At 42.1% G+C, this 19,023-nt stretch carries 18 protein-coding genes; 10 read left to right on the top strand and 8 right to left on the bottom strand.

Going from position 1 to position 19,023, the window contains the following annotated elements:
- Window positions 1-273 precede the first annotated feature (273 nt).
- Both BMW98_RS09280 and BMW98_RS09275 read left to right on the top strand, forming a co-directional pair.
- Window positions 274-798 (top strand): hypothetical protein, encoded by a 525-nt coding sequence (locus tag BMW98_RS09280; RefSeq protein ID WP_090258312.1) that lies wholly within the window; start codon window positions 274-276, stop codon window positions 796-798.
- Window positions 795-1,112 (top strand): hypothetical protein, encoded by a 318-nt coding sequence (locus BMW98_RS09275; RefSeq protein ID WP_090258311.1) that lies wholly within the window; start codon window positions 795-797, stop codon window positions 1,110-1,112. The genes BMW98_RS09280 and BMW98_RS09275 overlap by 4 nt, the downstream gene beginning before the upstream one ends.
- An 82-nt stretch (window positions 1,113-1,194) precedes the next feature.
- On the opposite strand, the gene BMW98_RS09270 is transcribed toward BMW98_RS09275, so the two are convergent.
- The 3 genes from BMW98_RS09270 to lpxB are packed head-to-tail and all read right to left on the bottom strand — an operon-like array spanning window position 1,195 to window position 5,414.
- Window positions 1,195-2,859: an FAD-dependent oxidoreductase gene (locus BMW98_RS09270; RefSeq protein WP_090258310.1), complete on the bottom strand. Its 1,665-nt coding sequence runs from the start codon at window positions 2,857-2,859 to the stop codon at window positions 1,195-1,197.
- 6 nt (window positions 2,860-2,865) lie between these two features.
- Window positions 2,866-4,266, bottom strand: coding sequence for a sensor histidine kinase (locus BMW98_RS09265; protein WP_090258309.1), 1,401 nt, complete (start codon window positions 4,264-4,266; stop codon window positions 2,866-2,868).
- 11 nt (window positions 4,267-4,277) lie between these two features.
- Window positions 4,278-5,414 (bottom strand): lipid-A-disaccharide synthase, encoded by a 1,137-nt coding sequence (gene lpxB / locus BMW98_RS09260; protein WP_090258308.1) that lies wholly within the window; start codon window positions 5,412-5,414, stop codon window positions 4,278-4,280.
- A 113-nt stretch (window positions 5,415-5,527) separates the two neighbouring features.
- Between lpxB and BMW98_RS09255 the strand changes: the two genes are divergently transcribed.
- Both BMW98_RS09255 and BMW98_RS09250 read left to right on the top strand, forming a co-directional pair.
- Window positions 5,528-6,205: a DUF4377 domain-containing protein gene (locus BMW98_RS09255; RefSeq protein ID WP_090258307.1), complete on the top strand. Its 678-nt coding sequence runs from the start codon at window positions 5,528-5,530 to the stop codon at window positions 6,203-6,205.
- A 71-nt stretch (window positions 6,206-6,276) separates the two neighbouring features.
- On the top strand, window positions 6,277-9,114 hold the full coding sequence (locus BMW98_RS09250) for a M16 family metallopeptidase (RefSeq protein WP_090258306.1): 2,838 nt from the start codon (window positions 6,277-6,279) through the stop codon (window positions 9,112-9,114).
- Between the two features lie 62 nt (window positions 9,115-9,176).
- Here BMW98_RS09250 and BMW98_RS09245 read toward each other — a convergent pair whose 3' ends face one another.
- On the bottom strand, window positions 9,177-10,385 hold the full coding sequence (locus BMW98_RS09245; protein WP_090258305.1) for a 6-bladed beta-propeller: 1,209 nt from the start codon (window positions 10,383-10,385) through the stop codon (window positions 9,177-9,179).
- A 171-nt stretch (window positions 10,386-10,556) separates the two neighbouring features.
- Between BMW98_RS09245 and BMW98_RS09240 the strand changes: the two genes are divergently transcribed.
- The 4 genes from BMW98_RS09240 to BMW98_RS09225 all read left to right on the top strand — a co-directional run bounded on the left by BMW98_RS09240 (window position 10,557) and on the right by BMW98_RS09225 (window position 14,364).
- Window positions 10,557-11,543 carry a Gfo/Idh/MocA family protein gene (locus tag BMW98_RS09240; RefSeq protein WP_090258304.1) on the top strand — a complete coding sequence of 329 codons (987 nt, stop codon included), beginning with the start codon at window positions 10,557-10,559 and terminating at the stop codon, window positions 11,541-11,543.
- A 33-nt stretch (window positions 11,544-11,576) separates the two neighbouring features.
- A complete protein-coding gene (locus BMW98_RS09235; protein WP_090258303.1) occupies window positions 11,577-12,401 on the top strand; it encodes a prohibitin family protein in 825 nt (274 codons plus the stop codon).
- Window positions 12,402-12,505: 104 nt separating this feature from the next.
- Window positions 12,506-13,792, top strand: coding sequence for a citrate synthase (locus BMW98_RS09230; RefSeq protein ID WP_090258302.1), 1,287 nt, complete (start codon window positions 12,506-12,508; stop codon window positions 13,790-13,792).
- A gap of 77 nt (window positions 13,793-13,869) precedes the next feature.
- Window positions 13,870-14,364 (top strand): hypothetical protein, encoded by a 495-nt coding sequence (locus BMW98_RS09225; RefSeq protein WP_090258301.1) that lies wholly within the window; start codon window positions 13,870-13,872, stop codon window positions 14,362-14,364.
- Window positions 14,365-14,495: 131 nt separating this feature from the next.
- Here the strand turns inward: BMW98_RS09225 and BMW98_RS09220 are convergent, their stop codons facing one another.
- Complete coding sequence (locus BMW98_RS09220; protein WP_090258300.1) at window positions 14,496-15,167, bottom strand: porin family protein; 672 nt, start codon at window positions 15,165-15,167, stop codon at window positions 14,496-14,498.
- Between the two features lie 96 nt (window positions 15,168-15,263).
- Between BMW98_RS09220 and BMW98_RS09215 the strand changes: the two genes are divergently transcribed.
- A complete protein-coding gene (locus BMW98_RS09215) occupies window positions 15,264-15,803 on the top strand; it encodes an inorganic diphosphatase (RefSeq protein ID WP_090258299.1) in 540 nt (179 codons plus the stop codon).
- Between the two features lie 29 nt (window positions 15,804-15,832).
- On the opposite strand, the gene BMW98_RS09210 is transcribed toward BMW98_RS09215, so the two are convergent.
- A complete protein-coding gene (locus BMW98_RS09210) occupies window positions 15,833-16,519 on the bottom strand; it encodes a porin family protein (protein WP_090258298.1) in 687 nt (228 codons plus the stop codon).
- A gap of 107 nt (window positions 16,520-16,626) precedes the next feature.
- Window positions 16,627-17,655 carry a sugar phosphate isomerase/epimerase family protein gene (locus tag BMW98_RS09205; protein ID WP_090258297.1) on the bottom strand — a complete coding sequence of 343 codons (1,029 nt, stop codon included), beginning with the start codon at window positions 17,653-17,655 and terminating at the stop codon, window positions 16,627-16,629.
- Window positions 17,656-17,877: 222 nt separating this feature from the next.
- On the opposite strand from BMW98_RS09205, the gene BMW98_RS09200 reads away from it, so the two are divergent.
- Complete coding sequence (locus BMW98_RS09200) at window positions 17,878-18,069, top strand: hypothetical protein (protein WP_090258296.1); 192 nt, start codon at window positions 17,878-17,880, stop codon at window positions 18,067-18,069.
- A 2-nt stretch (window positions 18,070-18,071) separates the two neighbouring features.
- Here BMW98_RS09200 and BMW98_RS09195 read toward each other — a convergent pair whose 3' ends face one another.
- Window positions 18,072-18,938, bottom strand: coding sequence for a DUF3667 domain-containing protein (locus BMW98_RS09195; RefSeq protein WP_162844764.1), 867 nt, complete (start codon window positions 18,936-18,938; stop codon window positions 18,072-18,074).
- Window positions 18,939-19,023: the final 85 nt, after the last annotated feature.

The raw sequence follows: 19,023 nt of genomic DNA, 5'->3' as shown, positions 1-19,023 counted from the left end.
AATTCATGATTCAAAATGGTCTAACCACCCACTTCTTCACTTCATGACTCCCCCACTTCACCACTCTACCTTGCCCCTTGCAAATAAGCCCGCAAATCTCTTTCTTGAAGATAGAAAACACACTTTCTATTAATACCCCCTGTGCTTTTCTGAAAAACTCATTTATGACTGTTAGCCAACTGATTTCCAGTGCCATCAGTCATAAAACATAAATTAAATGGAATATATCAGTCATTAATGTGACTGATATACAACGCTAGGCGCAACTAAAAGATGGACGATAATCCGAAGATTGACATATTCTCAAAGTTCTTAAAAGAGTTTCAGGATAAAACAGATAGAGGTGCGTCTATTATGGCAGGAAGTATGCTGGACGAGAAACTCAAGACAATTTTATATGATTTCCCTATTGACTGCAAACAGACCAAAGATTTAATTGATGGATATGGTGCGCCAATCGGAACATTTAGTTCAAGATTAAATCTTGCATTTTCTCTCGGATTGATCTCTGAATATGAATTTCAAGATTGTAACACAATAAGAAAGATCAGGAATGATTTCGCTCACAAATTTGAATTGGATTTCTCATTTGAGGATCAAAAAATAAAAAGCTTATGCTGGAATCTAAATGCTCCAACACCTGGAGACAAAGAAACTTTTAAGAATAAGCCAAGACAGTTATTTGTCAATGGAGTTACAATGCTAAATGCGAACTGGCTGTATCGTGAAGAATCTGTGAGCAAGAGAAAACTTGAAAGACCAGATTGGCAAGATATAACTTGGAGGACAAGAGAATGAAAGAGCTTTGGTGCTGGAGATGTAAAATGGAAATCCCAATGTTGGATGAAGAAGAATATGCAATTGCGCATAAGCTTTATGGAGAAGCACTCGGAAGAAGAAAGCCTGGAATGACAAGAGAAGAAAGTTTTAAACCAATGCTTAACTATTATAAAGAGGTTACTGGCTTTGAGGAAACAGAACCAAATGCTATCATGCACCATAGAATTGCTCAATATGGACCTCCTTGTGAAAATTGTGGTAAGCCATATAGAACTCCTAAAGCTTCATTTTGTGCTGCTTGTGGAAATAAGCGAGAAAATAAAAATGAATAAAAAACGCCTAACAATGGCTATAAAGCATAGGCCTAACCAACCAAACCGTTCCTACGCTTCATAGCCCGGATGCTTCCATCCCCTACACCTCCGCTAAATACTCATGCACAAACTTAATGGACATAGCGCCTTCTCCAACGGCCGAGGCCACGCGGTTCATGGCGCCTTCGCGCACATCACCAGCAGCAAAAACGCCCGGAATGCTGGTTTCTAGCAAAAACGGTTCGCGCTTGTTCTTCCACTGCTTGGCAAAGTCTTCATCCAGTTGAGCATCTCTACCCGTTTTAATAAAGCCACGCGGGTTTTTAAGAATATGCTCTCCCGTCCAGCTGGTGTAAGGCCTTGCACCAATAAAGATCAATAGTGCTCCAGCATCCTTTTGTTCTACCTCGTCAGTTTCAAGGTTTCTTACGGAAACGCACTCTAGGTATTCCTTGCCATGGGCTGCGTGAACCACGCTTTTCGGCACCAGCGATATGTTGGCCGTATCGTTTATCTGATCGATTAGGTACTGGCTCATGCTACTGGAAAGGTCCGGCTTGCGAATAACGATGTACACGTTTTTGGCAAAGTTGGCAAGATACATAGCCGCTTGACCGGCAGAATTGCCCCCACCCACTATATACACGTTCTTATCTCTGCAGGCCTGCGCCTCGGTAGTAGCCGAACCGTAGTAAACACCCGCTCCGGTAAAGTTATCAATCCCGTCAGCATCGAGCTTGCGGTACTGCACCCCTGTGGTTATAATCACTGCTTTGGCGTTGATCACCTCGCCTTCGGCCAAGTGCACCTTTTTGTAGTGGTTCTGGGTTTCAATTCCTGTAACCGTTTTTGGTGAAAGAAATTCAATACCAAAACGCTTGGCTTGGGTAATGGCGCGATGCGTTAAATCAGCACCCGAAAGCCCTTTAGGAAAGCCAAGATAGTTCTCGATACGCGAACTTGTACCTGCTTGCCCACCTGGCGCATGCTTTTCTATCAACAAAGTTTTTAACCCTTCGGAGCCACCATAAACGGCTGCCGCCATACCAGCCGGACCAGCACCAATTATGGCTACATCGTACATTTCTTCAGTAGCTTTGGAGCGCATGCCGAGCTTTTCGCCCAACTGTGCAGCACTTGGCGAACACACATGCGAGCCATCTTCAAAAAAGACTACCGGCAAAGATTTCTCGTCTAAAGCCGAAAGCTCCAAGAGTTCTTTTCCCTTCGGTTCTTTATAAAAATCCATCCATTGATACGGAATCAAGTTTCCTGAAAGGAAGTTTTTCACCTCGTGACTCTTTGGCGAGTACTGAAAACCCACCACACGAATACCTTTAAATTCTGGAATATGACTGATGTGCCACTCGTCAAGCAAATCGCTTAGCACTGGATACAATTTCTCTTCCGGAGGATCCCAAGGCTTATTCAAATAGTAATCGAGCTGAACATCGTTAATTGCCTGAATGGCCGCTTCAATGTCGGAATAAGCCGTAAGCAACACCCGCTTAGCATTAGGGAAATGAACTTTGGCCTGCTCTAGAAATTTAACACCTGACATGGCAGGCATACGCTGATCTGACAAAAACAGCGCAATATCTTCTCCCTTCTTTTTGAGTTCGGCCAGCGCCTCTACAGCCTCTAATGGCGAAGTGGTGCTCATAATACGATATGCCGATCGATATTCGGAACGCAGGTCGCGCCTAATGGCAGCAAGTACCTGTTCGTCATCATCAACCACGAAAATAATCGGTAGTCTCGTCATTCCTTTTTAACCTTTAATAGGAAAGCAAAACTCGAAAGTAGTGCCTTCAGTGTTTGAGTTTAGTTTAATTGAGCCTTTGTGTTTATCTACTATCAGCTTTACGGTTTCTAGCCCTAAGCCTGTTCCTTTTCCAATGTCTTTTGTGGTAAAAAACGGTTCGAATATCCTGTCTTGAATATCGGCCGGAATACCAGAACCCGAATCGGCAATGGTTACCTTAATGCTGTCTCCGTCAACCCAAGAAGTAATTGCAAGCTTGCCTCCGGTTTCCTCCATGGCATCCAGTGCATTGTCAATCACGTTTGTCCAAACCTGGTTTAACTCGCCAGGAGAAGCAGATATCATTGGAATATTTTCCGCCAAATTATCTACCACATCTACCCTATTTTGCTTGATCTTATGATTCAAAATAGTAAGCGTATTCAATATACCCTGATGCACATTGGTAGCTTCCATCTCGTTGGCGCGGTCCATGTGCGAATAGCTTTTTACAGAATTCACTAATGAAGAAATCCGGTTAGAAGCTTCTTTTATTTCACCGATCATGCGCTGTGTGGTCAGCACATTATCAATCCATTCCATCAGCATTGGCAATTGCTTTGGCCCAACTTCTTCCTTCATGTTCTGTAAATCGGTTGGGCTAAAACCATAATCGGCCAGCGTTTCGCTCAGCATGTAGCAGTCACCATAGCCATTGCCTTCTAGCCAGTCCACCAAGTCATCTTCCAGCGAAGATTTCTCCAACATTGAGAGGGGTTTGCTATCCGTTCGGTTCAACTTACCAAACACGATTACATTGATCTGATCAATCTGCTCATCAGTAATCTCAAGCGTCATCATTCGCTTAAGCTTATCTGGTACAGTACCCAAATGCTTTTGTAGGGTTTCAGAGCTGCGCACGATGGCTGCCGCTGGGTTGTTCAGTTCGTGTGCTAAGCCAGCCGAAAGTTTGCCCAGCGCCATCAGCTTTTCGTTCTGCTGCTGCAAACGTACCATATCGCGCACACGGTCGGTCATTCTATGTACGAGCATGGCCGCCAAATCGTGGCACTCACTCACCAAATCCTGAAAGTGACTTTTATTCAGGGTAAAGATCTTACTATCGGAAAGAATAGCTCCGTTGGCATTGCCCGAAAAGGCACGGCTGTAAGGCAGCGCTCCTGTAATGTCGCCTTTAACAAAGCGAATCATTTCTTTGTACTGGCCATTCTGCTCCATTCTGAAAGCCGCCAAGCCCTCTAGAAGAATCGTAAGTTTATCTACCGGATCACCACGCTTATAGAAAACTTCACCCGCTTTAATTTCCAAGTATTCACCACGCTCGACCATCCATGCGACCTGTTCCAAAGGCACTTCTTCAAAGGCAGGAAATGAAGCTATGAGGTCGGTTATTTGTTGCTGATTCATAGGGCAAAAACTTAATTCCTTTGCGAATGGTTCTGTATGTCTTCAATCATCAAAGTTGCTACGCGTTCCGAGGCACCTGTTCCTCCAAGTTTCTCAGCCAACAATTTGTAGTCTTCGAGTATACGCGCACGATGTGTTTCATCGAACAAAAGCTTAAGTTCACCAACCATTTTACCTTCGTTCAAACCACTTTCAATCAGCTCTTTAACAGATTCTTTGTTAAGTATAAGGTTAACCATTGATATATACTTGATGCTGATGATCCTTTTCATTAAATGATAGGTAAGCCAGCCTGGTTTATAGCACACCACTTGTGGCACATTAAAGAGCGCAGTTTCCAATGTTGCCGTACCGGAAGTTACCAAGGCAGCATCAGCCATGTTCAAGATATTATAATGCTCTCCAAAAATGAGTTTTACTTCGCTTGGCAAGAACTGCGCATACAGGGATTCATCTACCGTGCGCGAGCCTGCCACCACAAACTGGTGGTTCGGAAAATGCTTAACTACTTGAAGCATTTTTGGCAACTTGGTTTGTATTTCGCGCTTTCTACTTCCTGGCAAAAGTGCAATGACAGGTTTTTCTGAAAATTCGTACTTCAACCTGAAAGTTTCCTTATCCGCAAGCTGTTTTTTCTCCTGCGCCAGCGCATCCATTATTGGATGCCCCACAAAATCTACATCGTAACCATACGATTTGTAAAAAGCCTTCTCAAAGGGCAGAATAGCAAATATTCTATCCGTCCACTGATGAATAGTATGCACCCTTTTTCGCTTCCAAGCCCATGCTTGTGGTAGAATGTAGTAGTAAACCCGTGTATCAAGTTGGGACAGTTTAACATATTTAGCAATACGCAAATTGAACCCAGAATTGTCTATTAGAATCAGTACATCGGGCTTAAACTGTTCGATATCCTCTTCGCAAAAGCGGAAATTTCGTTTGATGGTTCTCAGATTCCACAACACCCCAAAGATTCCCATAAAGGAAGTTTCGCGAATGTGCTTTGCAAGTTCCTGAGCCTGCTCGGCCATCTTATCTCCACCCCAAACCCGAAAGTAGGCCTCCGGATCGCGCTGCTTTATTTGCTTCATCATGTTGGCGGCATGCATGTCGCCTGAAGCCTCCCCTGCAATGATGTAATATTTCATTCAAATGGCCTTATGTGAGAGTAAAGTTGAGAGGTTTTTTCGAATTGAAAAACAAAACCACAAGCCAATTTAGTTCTGAATAAAGCTTAGCTTTATAAAAGATAAAAACACGTATGAAAAAGCTTATCCTACCACTACTTATTCTCTTAACAGTTGCATGTACGCCAGAAGAGGAGGTTACCAGCACATTTTGGGTGAATAGTTTTAGATCGACTTGCGATGCCGGAGCCGGCAAGATGCAGTGCCTGTTAATTGACAAAAGTGATAGTATTTCAGGCAATTGGAATTACTTCTATTCAAACATACAAAACTTTAATTATCAGGAGGGTTATATCTATCAAATTAAAGTGAAAGTTGATACACTTGAGGCAAGCCAAACGCCAGCAGATGCATCTAACATTCAATACACTTTAGCGGAAGTGCTCAGCAAAACATTCGACAAAAAAACTATACTGAATGATATTTGGGCCTTAGAGACAATTCAAGGTGAAACAATTGAACTAAACGAGAACGATGAAAGGCCAAGGTTAGAGATTTCGATCCGGGACAGACGGATTACTGGTTTTGATGGCTGTAACAATCTTGCGGGAGCAATAAGCGAATTAACCGAAGAAAAGTTGGTTGTAACATCTGTTGTTTCAACAGAAAAGGCCTGCCTCAACGCACCTCCTTATGAGAAAGCCTTCCCTACTGCGTTAGTATTAACCACCCATTATAAAATAGAAGGAACTACTTTAACTTTAATTGACAAGCAAGGTAGCCCTACAGCCACTTTTCGCAAAGTAGATTAGCGGTTCGCAAAAAACCGCTTGAATCTCGCATTACAAATCCGTAAATCGTTGAGCAAACACTACCTATAAATATGTTCAAAAAACTCAGTCTGGTTGCCCTATCAACTATAATCATTAGCTGCGGCAGCCCCTCTCCTAACAGTTCCACCAAAGCCGACTTTAGTGTGGACTATGAAAAATTCGAGCTAGACAATGGGCTAGACGTTGTGTTTCATGTTGACCGCTCCGACCCAGTAGTAGCTGTAGCACTAACTGCTCACGTAGGTTCTGCTCGCGAAAAAGAAGGCAGAACAGGCTTTGCACACCTTTTTGAGCACCTTTTGTTCTTGGAGTCGGAAAACCTTGGAAAAGGCGGACTCGATAAACTAAGCGCAAGAGTTGGTGGTTCGGGCGCCAATGGTTCTACCTCTCGCGATAGAACCAACTACTTCCAAACCGTTCCGAACGATGCGCTTGAGAAGATGATTTGGGCGGAAGCCGACAAACTTGGCTGGTTTATTAATACTGTAACCGACCCTGTTTTAGCCAAAGAGAAACAAGTAGTTAAGAACGAAAAGCGCCAAGGTGTAGACAACCGTCCATACGGGCACACCAGTTACGTAATCGACAAAAACCTGTACCCAGCCGACCATCCTTACAACTGGCAGGTAATAGGTTCTTTGGAAGACCTACAGAATGCCACCCTTGCCGATGTAAAAGAATTCTTTAACCGCTGGTACGTACCGAATAACGTTACCCTTGTGGTTTCAGGTGACTTTGATGTGGACCAAGCAAAAGCGCTGGTTAAAAAATACTTTGATGAAATCCCTCGTGGCGAAGAGGTAGCCCCGCTCTCTCCTAGGTCAGGTGTGGTTGAAAACACCATAAAACTTTACCACGAAGACAATTTTGCCCGCCTACCGGAGCTAACGCTAACCTGGCCTACGGTAGAGCAATACCAAGCCGATGCTTATGCCTTGGATGTGTTGACTCAATATTTGGCCTCAGGCAAAAAGGCACCTTTTTACCAGGTGTTGGTAGAAGACAAAAAGCTCACTTCTCGCGTAAGCATGTACAACAGAACTTCAGAGTTAGCTGGCCAACTACACCTGTCTGTTCGTGCCTATGCTGATACCGATTTGGATGATGTGCAAGCAGCTATTGGCGATGCTTTTGCCAAGTTTGAAGCTGAGGGCATTTCGCAAAAAGACTTAGATAGAATTAAAGCCGGCCAAGAAACTGGTTTTTACAATAGCCTTTCGAGCGTTTTAGGCAAGGGCTTCCAGTTAGCGCAGTACAACATCTTCGCAAACGACCCTGGCTATATCCAAAAAGACATTGAGCAGATTCTTGCCGTATCTACCGATGATGTAATGCGTGTGTACAATAAGTACATCAAAGGCAAAAACTACATTGCCACCAGTTTTGTACCTCAGGGCCAGCTGGCATTGGCTTTGGAAGGTTCCGATAAAGCTGAGGTTGTGGAAGAAGCCATTGTACAAGGCGCTGAAGAAACCTTCGATGCGTCTATTCAGGCCGAATACGAGCGTACACCTTCTAGTTTTGACCGCACAGTGGAGCCGCCCTATGGCAAAGCACCAGAGATCACTGTCCCTAAGGTTTACGAAACATCACTAAGCAACGGACTAAAAGTTTATGGTATTGAAAATGATGAAGTGCCTTTGGTACAACTAAACTTGGTGATTGATGGCGGACAATTGGTAGAGTCGATGGATAAGCTGGGCGTAGCTAACCTAACGGCCGATTTAATGACCAAAGGAACCGCCAATAAAACGCCAGAAGAGCTTGAGGAAGCTATTGAGCAACTCGGGGCACGCATTAACATTTTCGCTACAAAAGAGAACATACGCGTGTCTGCAAATACGCTTACCAAAAACTACGCAGCAACGCTAGACTTGATAGAAGAAATGCTTCTTGAGCCGCGCTGGGATGAGAAAGAATTTGAACTGGCCAAACAGAGTACCATCAGTCAAATTCGCCAGCAAGAGGCCAACCCGAATGCCATTGCCGCAAATGCTTACCAAATATTGATTTACGGTAAAGATGACATTCGTGCGCAAAACACCTTAGGCACAATGGAAACCGTAGAGCAGCTTACCATTGCTGATTTGAAAAACTACTACGCCAATTACATATCGCCTTCGGTGGCCAAATTGCACGTGGTGGGCGATATTTCCGAAAGTGACCTAGTAGCCTCGCTTAGCGAACTTAACACTGCATGGGAAGCCAAGGCAGTACAACTGCCTGAGTTAAGTCAGCCTGCTGCACCAAGTGAATCGAAAGTATACTTTTACGATGTACCGAACGCCAAGCAATCGGTACTGAATATTGGCTATGGGGCCATGCCGGCAACGGATGAAGACTACTACCCTGCTACTGTAATGAACTACATTTTAGGTGGCGGTGGCTTCGCCTCGCAGCTTACACAAGAACTGCGCGAAGGTAAAGGCTATACTTATGGCATCCGCTCAAACTTCTCGGGCAACAAAGCAGATGGTACTTTCACCATTTCAAGTGGTGTAAGAACTAATGTAACTCTAGAATCGACCGCATTGGTAAAAGAGATTTTAGCTGATTATGGCAAAAACTATTCTGACCAAGACCTAGCAACAACCAAAGGCTATTTGATCAAGAGTAATGCAAGGGCATTCGAAACGGCTGGCGCCAAATTGAGTATGCTCGAAAACATTAGCGAGTTTGGCTGGTCGCCAGACTATGTGAAAGACCGCGAAGCGATAGTACGCGATATGACGGTTGAAGAAATTCAAGCACTTTCTAAAAAGTACCTCGATCCGAGTAAAATGATCTGGCTGGTGGTTGGCGATGCCAAAACACAAAAAGCTAGGCTCAAACAACTTGGCTTTGGCGAGCCAGTGCTAATTAATGATATGACAGGGCCGGAGAAGTAATTCTAAATACTTAAAAGTATTGAGCACCAAGTTCCAAAATGCAAATTGGGGTTTGGTGCTTTTTATTTTTGAAAGTGTTCAAAGTTATAAGCGACAAATCTTAAAACCGGATTACCGTCAATCTCTAATCCATCTCCAAGTATATTCAGGTCGGCAACCTTATCACCAAGACCAAGCAATACTTCAGGGCTAGCAATTGATATAAAATAATTCTCGTAGGCAGATCTCTGTACCACGAATTTGGCTCCATCAATATCATTTTCTAGCGGTACCTTGAATGAATATCCTTGATCATTTCGTTTATCAAAAAAGACCTCAATAAATTGACTGTCTTTGCCTGCATAAGAAAAGTTCACATACCTATTATTGATTTGCGCCCCACCACCTTTTATTCTATACCAAGCGTTATTACGCTCTATCTCTCTCAACTTTCCTGACGTGACTTTTGAGTTAGAGAGAAATTCATCCTCAAAAGAATCAGGAAGTGCATTATCTCCAAAATCAACCGTAAAAAAGGTATCTACTTCTTCGCCTGAAACTTGCCAAACAGTATTCCTGTAGGGGATACTCAAATACTTTGAAGTTCCTTGAAGGCCTGATATATTATTAAAAAAACTAGTCATGTTCTCAACCCTAGCCTTAGGGTTAAAAGACAAATTAGCCGAAATAACATCACCAGTTTCATAATCTAAAAACACAACGTTATTTGCGCCTTGCTTCTCATCATGAATTTTGTAATTAGTATAAGCCATAAGGCGATTATTGCCAGTGTATGCAACTGCCATACTTCCTGACAGAACAGTTTTAAACTCTCTTAAAAACTCACCTTCATAATCATAAAATAATATCTTACCAGCTCCTGCAATTACAACCTCTTTTCGTTCAGGATTAATGGTAAAGCTGTTAATGGTTGAGAACTCACCAGGTCCTTCTCCTACGGCCGAATACTTAGTGATTAATCTGCCATCCATATCAAAGGAGAATAAACTTTTCGAAGTTATATCTGAAACAAAAATTCGCTCATCAACAACCTGTAAGCTCTCGATTTGACCCATTAATACTTCTTCAGAAGTTTCTAGCGGCAAATAGAAAACCGAATCAACTACTTTACTAAAACTAAGGTTAGAAACATCGGTTAAATCGTCAATCTTTATAACGTGCTGACCTTCATTGGCTACCTCGTTAGACTCTTTTGAACTACAGGAGGAAATAATAATGATTAACAGAAAAAGACATGCTGGAATATTCTTGTTGAAAAAATTGGAACACATGAATTCAATATAACTAATTAGGGCATTAATTATACTATTTGAATTGATTAATATGAAAAGAGCCGCTGTTCAGAACGCAGGTTTGGCTATCTCCCAACTTTGAACTTCAAAAACTAGAACTTCTTTTAATAGAGTGTACATTTGCCACACAAGCAAAAAAACTCTCAAGCTATGCTAAAAATTGGCGTTCTAGGAGCCGGACACCTCGGCAAAATTCACATCAAATGCATTAAAGATATCCCACAATACGAACTCGTTGGCTTTTACGATGCTTCGCCCGAAAACGCCAAAAGCGTAGCAGAAGAGCTGGGAATCAAAGCATACGATACCATCGACCAGCTCATCGCAGCGGTTGATGTAGTGGACATTGTTACGCCAACCCTCTCCCACTTCCATTGCGCCAAACAAGCACTTGATGCCGGCAAACATGTGTTCATCGAAAAACCGGTGACCAACACCATTGAAGAAGCGGAAGAACTTATCACTCTTTCTAAATCGAAAGGGTTGAAAATTCAGGTGGGTCATGTAGAACGCTTCAACCCAGCATTTGTGGCTGCACAGCCTTACCTTAAACAACCAATGTTTATCGAAACGCACAGGCTGGCCCAGTTTAACCCTCGCGGTTTAGATGTACCTGTTGTACTCGATTTGATGATCCACGATTTGGATGTGATCTTAAAAGCTGTAGGTTCTAAAGTGAAAAATATATCGGCAAGCGGAGTAAATGTGGTGGCCGATACGCCAGACATTGCCAATGCCCGACTGGAGTTTGAAAATGGCTGCGTGGCCAACCTAACCACCAGCCGCATAGCAGTTAAAAACATGCGTAAATCACGCTTCTTCCAAAAGGACGCTTACATAGCCGTAGATTTTCTGGAGAAGAAATCGGAAATCGTACGCATGCAAGAAGCTACCGGTGAAGAGGGACCATTCTCTATGGTACTCGACCTAGGTGAAGGAAAGGGTAAAAAGGAGATCATTTTCGAAAATCCGAAAGTGGAACCTACCAACGCTATCCGAGAAGAGCTATTTACTTTTCACGAAGCCATAAACAATGACACTGCACCAATTGTAACTATTGAAGATGGCTACGAAGCGTTAAAAGTAGCGCATCAAATTTTGGAAAAAATTGAAGCAAATTTACAGGTGATTGGCTAGGCCGAAAGCTGGCCAAAACTTAAATAAAGACTTATGGACAACAGAAGACTTTTACCCATTATCGTCATTTCAGTAATCGCATTAATTGTGCTTATTGCTTTGTCGTCAAGCATTTTCTTTACCATTCAAGCCAATGAAAGGGCCGTGCTCTTTAAGAAGTTTTCAGGTGGTTTAGATAAAGAAAATGTGATCTCTCCGGGCTTTCATGTAAAAGCACCTTGGAATGACCTCATCACATTTGACGTAGCTGAAACCAAAGCCGAAGAAACCATGGACGTGCTCGATAAAAATGGATTGAGCATTAAAGTGGACGTATCGGTTCGTTTCTACCCTAAGTTCGATAGAATCGGGTTTATATACGAACGCTTCAGACTAGGCTATATTAATACGCTGGTAATTCCTGAAGTGCGCTCAACGGTGCGCCAGGTAATGGGCCGATTCACGGCAGAAGAGATTTATTCTACCAAACGCCCTGAAGTAGAAGCTGCCATTCGCAACGAAACAGCCGCTGTATTAGGCAACGACACCAACAATGTTGAAATGACCGCATTGCTTATTCGTTCTATCAACTTGCCAGATAAAATTAAGCAGGCCATTGAGAACAAATTGCAGCAAGAGCAAGAAGCTTTGGCCTACCAGTTCCGTCTGGACAAAGAAAAGAGTGAAGCCGAGAGAAAGCGCATTGCAGCAGAGGGTGAAGCACAGGCAAATAAAATTGTGAATAGCAGTTTAACACCAAATCTTTTGAAGATGCGCGGCATAGAAGCAACACTAAAATTAGCCGAATCGAACAATGCCAAAATTGTGGTTATAGGCCAAGGAGACGAAGGTTTACCCCTTATATTAGGAAATAATTAAACTCTTTTAGAGAGTTTGGGAACAACCACAATTTTTTAATGTTATTTCATTAAATTCGCCCGAAAGACGAATATCGTATTAACGTAAAAACCAAAAAATAGCCAATGTCAAGTACTGCTGAGATTAAAGTAGACGGAAAGTCAATAGAGCTCCCTGTTATTGAGGGAACTGAGAGTGAGAAGGCCATCGACATCTCAAAATTGAGAGGTCAGAGCGGCATCATCACTATCGATCCGGGATTCAAAAACACAGGTTCTACAAAAAGTGCCATCACATTCTTAGATGGTGAAAAAGGAATTTTGAGATACAGAGGTTACTCAATCGAAGAGCTAGCTGAAAAATCAAGCTTCCTTGAAGTATCTTACCTTTTGATTTACGGAGAGCTTCCTACTACTGAAGAATTACAGCAATTCGAGTCTGACATTACTAACCACACTTTGGTACACGAAGATGTGAAGAAGATTTTGGAAGGTTTCCCTTCTACTGCTCACCCAATGGGCGTGCTTTCTTCTTTGGTTTGTGCACAAACTGCCTTCTACCCTGCTTCTTTAGACCCTAATAGAGCAGCTAACGAAGTAGATTTGAGCATCATCCGTTTGATTGCTAAAATGCCAACTTTCGCAGCTTGGTCTTACAAAAATCAAATCGGTCACCCAGTTAACTACCCAGACAATAACTTGAACTACACTGCAAACTTCTTGAAAATGATGTTTGCTACACCTGCTGAGGAGTACGATGTAGATCCTGTTGTTGCTGCTGCACTAGATAAATTATTGATTCTTCACGCTGACCACGAGCAAAACTGCTCTACCTCTACCGTAAGAGTTGTAGGTTCGTCTCACGCTAGCATGTATGCTTCAATTTCTGCAGGTATCAATGCCTTGTGGGGACCATTGCACGGTGGTGCTAACCAAGCCGTAATCGAGATGTTGGAGAACATTAAGAAAGACGGTGGCGATACCAAGAAATGGATGGCTAAGGCAAAAGACAAGGACGATCCATTCCGTTTGATGGGCTTCGGTCACAGAGTTTACAAAAACTTTGACCCTAGAGCTAAGATCATTAAAAAGGCAGCAGACGATGTATTGGAAAAACTAGGTGTGAATGATCCTGTATTGGACATTGCCAAAGGTTTGGAAGAAGAAGCATTGAAAGATCAGTACTTTGTGGACAGAAAGCTTTACCCTAACGTTGACTTCTACTCAGGCATTATTTACAGAGCACTAGGTATTCCTACCGACATGTTCACTGTAATGTTCGCAATGGGTCGTCTACCTGGTTGGATTGCTCAGTGGAAGGAAATGAGAGAGAACAAAGAGCCTATCGGTAGACCTCGCCAGGTTTACACTGGTGCTAACGAACGTGCTTACGTTGAGTTAGCTAAGAGATAGCCAAATGATATTTTGAAAAGGAAGCTTCCAGAAATGGAAGCTTTTTTTTTATCTTCATTACTTAACTGACCAAAGCTATGAAGTACCGATTATTACTCTGTGCACTGTTTATCTTTAGCAGCATTTCGCTTTCTCACGCACAAACCGACATGGAAACAATAGAGATCATTCAGATCTCGAAGTTCAAAACCGCTTTCAATAAGTGTGGCATTAACCTTTACAACGATCAGCTCTATGAATTACTCAAAGACCACCCTACGGCTGGTAAACCGATGAAAAACGCATTTTTAAATAGCGCCACTGCCGATGTATTCAAAGCGGCAGGAAGCATTCTTATTTTCTGGCCAATTACCCAAGAGTTTGCCGAAAACGTGAATGATCCCGACTGGTATTTAGCTGGAATAGGTGCCGGAGCATATGTGCTTTCTTTTGTTTTTCAGCAGCGATACAAAAACAGGGCGATCAACGCTGTAAACCTCTATAACGACTCGATAACTAAGACAGGTAGCAACCCTGTTGCTCTTAATTTTGAGTTTTATGGCGCAGGCGCAGGTTTAAGGCTTACCTTTTAAGCATCTCTTGCCCCCCCTTGCCAAAAAGGTATTTCGGATAGTTGTCTAATTTCAAAGCTATTAGCCTGTTGATGCATAAATTTAGGTTCAGCCCTTGAAGGACTGTCTTAGCAGCCTTAATAAGGTAATGCCTACTGGTGATGCCTAATAAGCTTAAATCCAACACCAAATACCCAAGAACTTTCTTTACCTAGGTCCTCCCCACCAAAAATGGTAAACTCTTCATTCAACCGGCTAAAACCCTTTTCATACATTACATCGAACAAGAAAGCACCAACATCGAGCCCCACGCCAAAGCGGGCTGAAAGGGTAAAGTCGTTAAAATCAGTCAATAGATCTTCAGGAACATCTACTTGCGCCCCTGGTGTATAGTCCAACACTCCATTTGTATCGAACAAGTATGTAAAAACAGGCCCAGCCCCAAACCTGAGCGCAACATTATCGAAACTGGTTCTGTAGCCCACTAGTAATGGCAACTGAAAAGAGTTGAACCTCAACTCAATTTCTCCATGGTCATAATTAGGGTCATTTTCCAAAGGAGCGGCAATGGTAGTTTGGATGTAAGAATAGGTCAGCTCAGGCTGAAAATAGAAGTGGTTTACCCTCATCTGCAAAAAGCCTCCAACAGCATAACCAAACGTTTTTAAGTCATAACCATCGGGTAAGTCGCTTTGCTTAAACTTACTGTACGAGGTAATATTATACTTAAGCCTAACCCCAACATCAACTTCAGTATCATAAGTCTGTCCGAAAACAGCGGTGGATGAAGCAAAAACCAATAATAACAGCAGAACTCTCTTCATTTTTATATCTTTGCACCGAATATATACATTGACTGGGTTATCGACAATAACCCATATAGAATTACTATTATATAATCTTTACTTTTTCCAATTCAAATGATTGACAATAACAACCCTTGGCACAAAGTGTCCATTGGCGATAATGCCCCGGAAGTGGTGAACGGCATTATTGAAATCCCGAAGAATACAAGAGCTAAATACGAATTAGATAAAGAGTCTGGTTTACTAAAAATGGATAGAGTTATCTATTCAAGCATGTACTACCCTGCCAACTATGGTTTTATTCCACAAACCTACTGTGACGACAATGACCCGCTAGACATCTTGGTTTTATCTCAAATAGAAATTGTGCCAATGTGCTTAGTTGAAGCAAAAGTAATTGGTGTAATGCGTATGCTAGACGGTGGCGAACTTGATGATAAAATTATTGCGGTAGCCAATAACGACATGTCTGTTAACCACCTAAACGATATTGGTGAGCTAGGCCCACACTTTGTTAAAGAACTTAGAAACTTCTTTGAAGACTATAAAAAGCTTGAAAACAAAACTGTAGAAGTTGAAGATTTTCAGCATGCAGATGTAGCCAAAGAAATTATTCTTAAAGCGAAAGAAGACTATAAAGCTAAGTTCTTATAGTATTTAAGATTAAAATGGAAGGCCTAGATTCAATTGGCCTTCCATAATAATAACCCTACAGAAAGTACCCATTGATGGTGCCTATTCTCAAAAGCTCCCGCATCATCAATAAGTACCGTATCGAAAGTTTTGGATAGCTTGTGCTCATAATAGGCGTTAATTATTAGCTTGTCCAAATCGAGGGCCACTCCAAACCTTAATCCAATTCCAAATTCATTAAAGGCTTCTTCTGCCCCTGTGGCTAAAGCCACTGGCGAGGCATTTGTTCTTTCGGTGTTCAAAGACAGTTCATGTTTTGTAATAAAATCAAAGACTGGCCCGACCAAAACCTTTATGGTCTTATTTTCCTCTTCACCTAAATCAATTCCGTACCCTACAAGCATAGGCACCTGAAAAGAACGCATCTTAAATTTGATTGATACTCCTTCATTACCACTAAACTCTTCAGCATAAATAGTATTACAGGTGGTACCATATGATACCTCAGGCTGAAACAAAAAGTTTGCTGACCTAAGCCGGATAAACGCCCCGAAATGCATTCCTGCCTTATAACCTTCAGACTTAAAATCTTCTAAGCCACTAACAATTTCCATTCTAGAGAGAATGGCCTTGGCTTGTATACCAAAACCAATCTCTTGCTTTTGGATACGGTAAGATTGCGCATATAGCATTTCACTACACAAAAGCGCGAGTAAAAACATCAAAGAACGAATCATGCTGCATAATAGGCAGAACGATTCGTCATAGCAAAAAATAAATTTATTATATTAGATTAATACAATTAAATCTAAACCACACTTAAGCAACAACAATTTCAGACACCCTATTTTATCGCGTTCCGACAAAACTCTACGCAACGCTGAACTTCTTTAACAGCGTTTGAACCTTCAGGTATTTGGTACTCCAATTCAATGGTTGCCGGGAATTTGTATTTCTTATTTTTCATTGTGTTAAGCAACTCAGGAATAGGCGTATCTCCCTCTCCCCAAGCCAAATTACCCTTTCCATTGGCTGGCGTTGTTCTATCCTTGGTGTGCATACTTAAAATTCTACCGTGATGTTTTTCAATCAGGGCCATTAAATCGGTATTGCCAGCAGCTATATAGTGCCCGGCATCTAGGTTAAGGCCATTCATTTTGCTTTGCTTTAGCGCGGTATCCCAAAACGTAAAAGTCTCCTGTTCGTGGCCATGGTAACCAACTGACATACCGTACTTCTGACCTAGTTTACCCAAACGCAGCGTATGTGCATCATTCGATGGATGCTCTAGTGTAACATGAGAAGCCCCCAAAGCCTTGGCAGCCTTCATACCATAAGCTATTTCGGCATCTGTGGCATTTATACCAAAGGCGCTAGGCTTAAAAGCATAGATTTCAACCCCTGCATCATTGTACATTTTTCTTAGCTTCTCGAATGGTTCCAAACCAGCTCTAGTCCGCCATTTCCCCACTTCTTTGGCATAAGCATCGTTTTGAGCACGCAGGTCGGCCAACTTCTTCTTTTCATCAGTCGTCAGCTCTTTACCATCACGCTGCTTCATAAACAAGCCATACATCTCTCGCATGTTAGCCGGATTTTTAGGCATGCCAGCAAAAGATTCTGCCGGCTCTCCCATCAGTTCAATAGCAGACAAACCAGCCTCAGTTACATACTTTAGTGTAGCCTCGGCACTCTGATCTGGCATGGAGCGGAAAGAGTAGGTAATACACCCTACTTTAACCCCATTAATCACTGAGTTAGGCTTATTGAAGGATTTGATAATGGCCGGAGCACCTTGTACCCAAGCCGGAGTAGCGATCAAACCAGCAGCACCGAGCGCAGATTTGATCAAGAATTTTCTTCTGTTTTCCATAGTTGCGTTTCTTGAAAGTTTTAAAATCGGTACAACTAAGTTATTGGAATACATGTGAAACAGAAGTGAATTACCATTAGACCAACAATCTGGATTTAACTGGTCGCATATTCATTTGAATACTCAACCTGTTAAAGGTGCAGCATTGCATTCATCATAAACATGCATGGCTTTAGGACTGCACAGTTTAAATTATTCCTTCACACTTAAATATTGAAAAACATGGGATTATTCTGGGACCTTATTCAACAAAGCCAAATTCAGGATCAAAAAAGCAGAGCAGCATCGCTAGAAGACAGAGTGCGCTTTTTGGAGCATGAGCTGTACAAAACGCGAGAGTTGCTTACTAAAACGTTAAAAGTATTAGAAGAACACACTGGAAAAGACATTGATGGCGATGGCTATGCGGGGTAACCTCAAACTAGTAGCCATGTGATCAGAAAAAGAACAGCACGGTAAATTACAAACACAAAGAAAAAGGAAGCCAAAATGGCTACAATTTTTCCAAAATGTAGCCAAATGCTTTTACTAAAGCGCCTGAGTATCAACCAAAGGTAAACTCCCGAAAAAGCAAACGTTGCAATAGACAGGGTGAGCTCTGAAAACAAATTACTTGAAAGCCACTGAAGAGAACCAGTTGCCCTTCCTACCACGATTATGAGTGAAAAAGGGAGAATAAACATTAAAATATAAGCTGACCAGAATTGCAACGCGAGGTTCAATGCATCGGACAGATACAGCTGTTTCGCAAATAGCAGATATACTACAAAACCGAGCAAAACCACCAACAACACCAGCATTAGCTTGCTTACCTCTAGTGTTTTTGCATCATATACTTGCTTAAACTCGTTGATATCTAACTCTTCCCTTTCTAAGTAATTCTCTACAACTCTAAGCACATAAGCACTATATGGCTGATCATTCATCTGCACATACAGAGAAGTTTTAAATGTTTGGAGCCCCGAGGTAAGAAAGTACAGAAGGTTGGCTATAAAGAACAAATTAATCATGCGAAGATATGGCCTGCGCCTACCTTCAAAATAATCGCTTGCTAACCTAACAGGTCGAGTGATTAAAGCCACCAAAGTCTTGATTACCTTACCATCGAACTGCACAAAATTGCTAAGTGTTTCTTGCAACCAAACCTTAAAAGAACGGTCCGAAGGCATGAGACGCTTTTCTCCACAAACATGGCAATAAGCTCCCCGCAAAGGTTCATTACAGGTTTTACAGTTATGCTCGGTCGTCATTTGGTAAAGGCATATGCTTTCTAAAATAAGCATATTCTGCATTTATTCTCGCATGCATACCTTCTCAATGACCCAAATATTGAAGCAAAAAAATGAGGCTATCTCAAAAACCAACTAT

Origin of the sequence: Roseivirga pacifica (genome assembly GCF_900111145.1) — a bacterium.
Lineage (GTDB): Bacteria > Bacteroidota > Bacteroidia > Cytophagales > Cyclobacteriaceae > Roseivirga > Roseivirga pacifica.
This window is presented reverse-complemented; position numbering and strand designations above follow the sequence as displayed.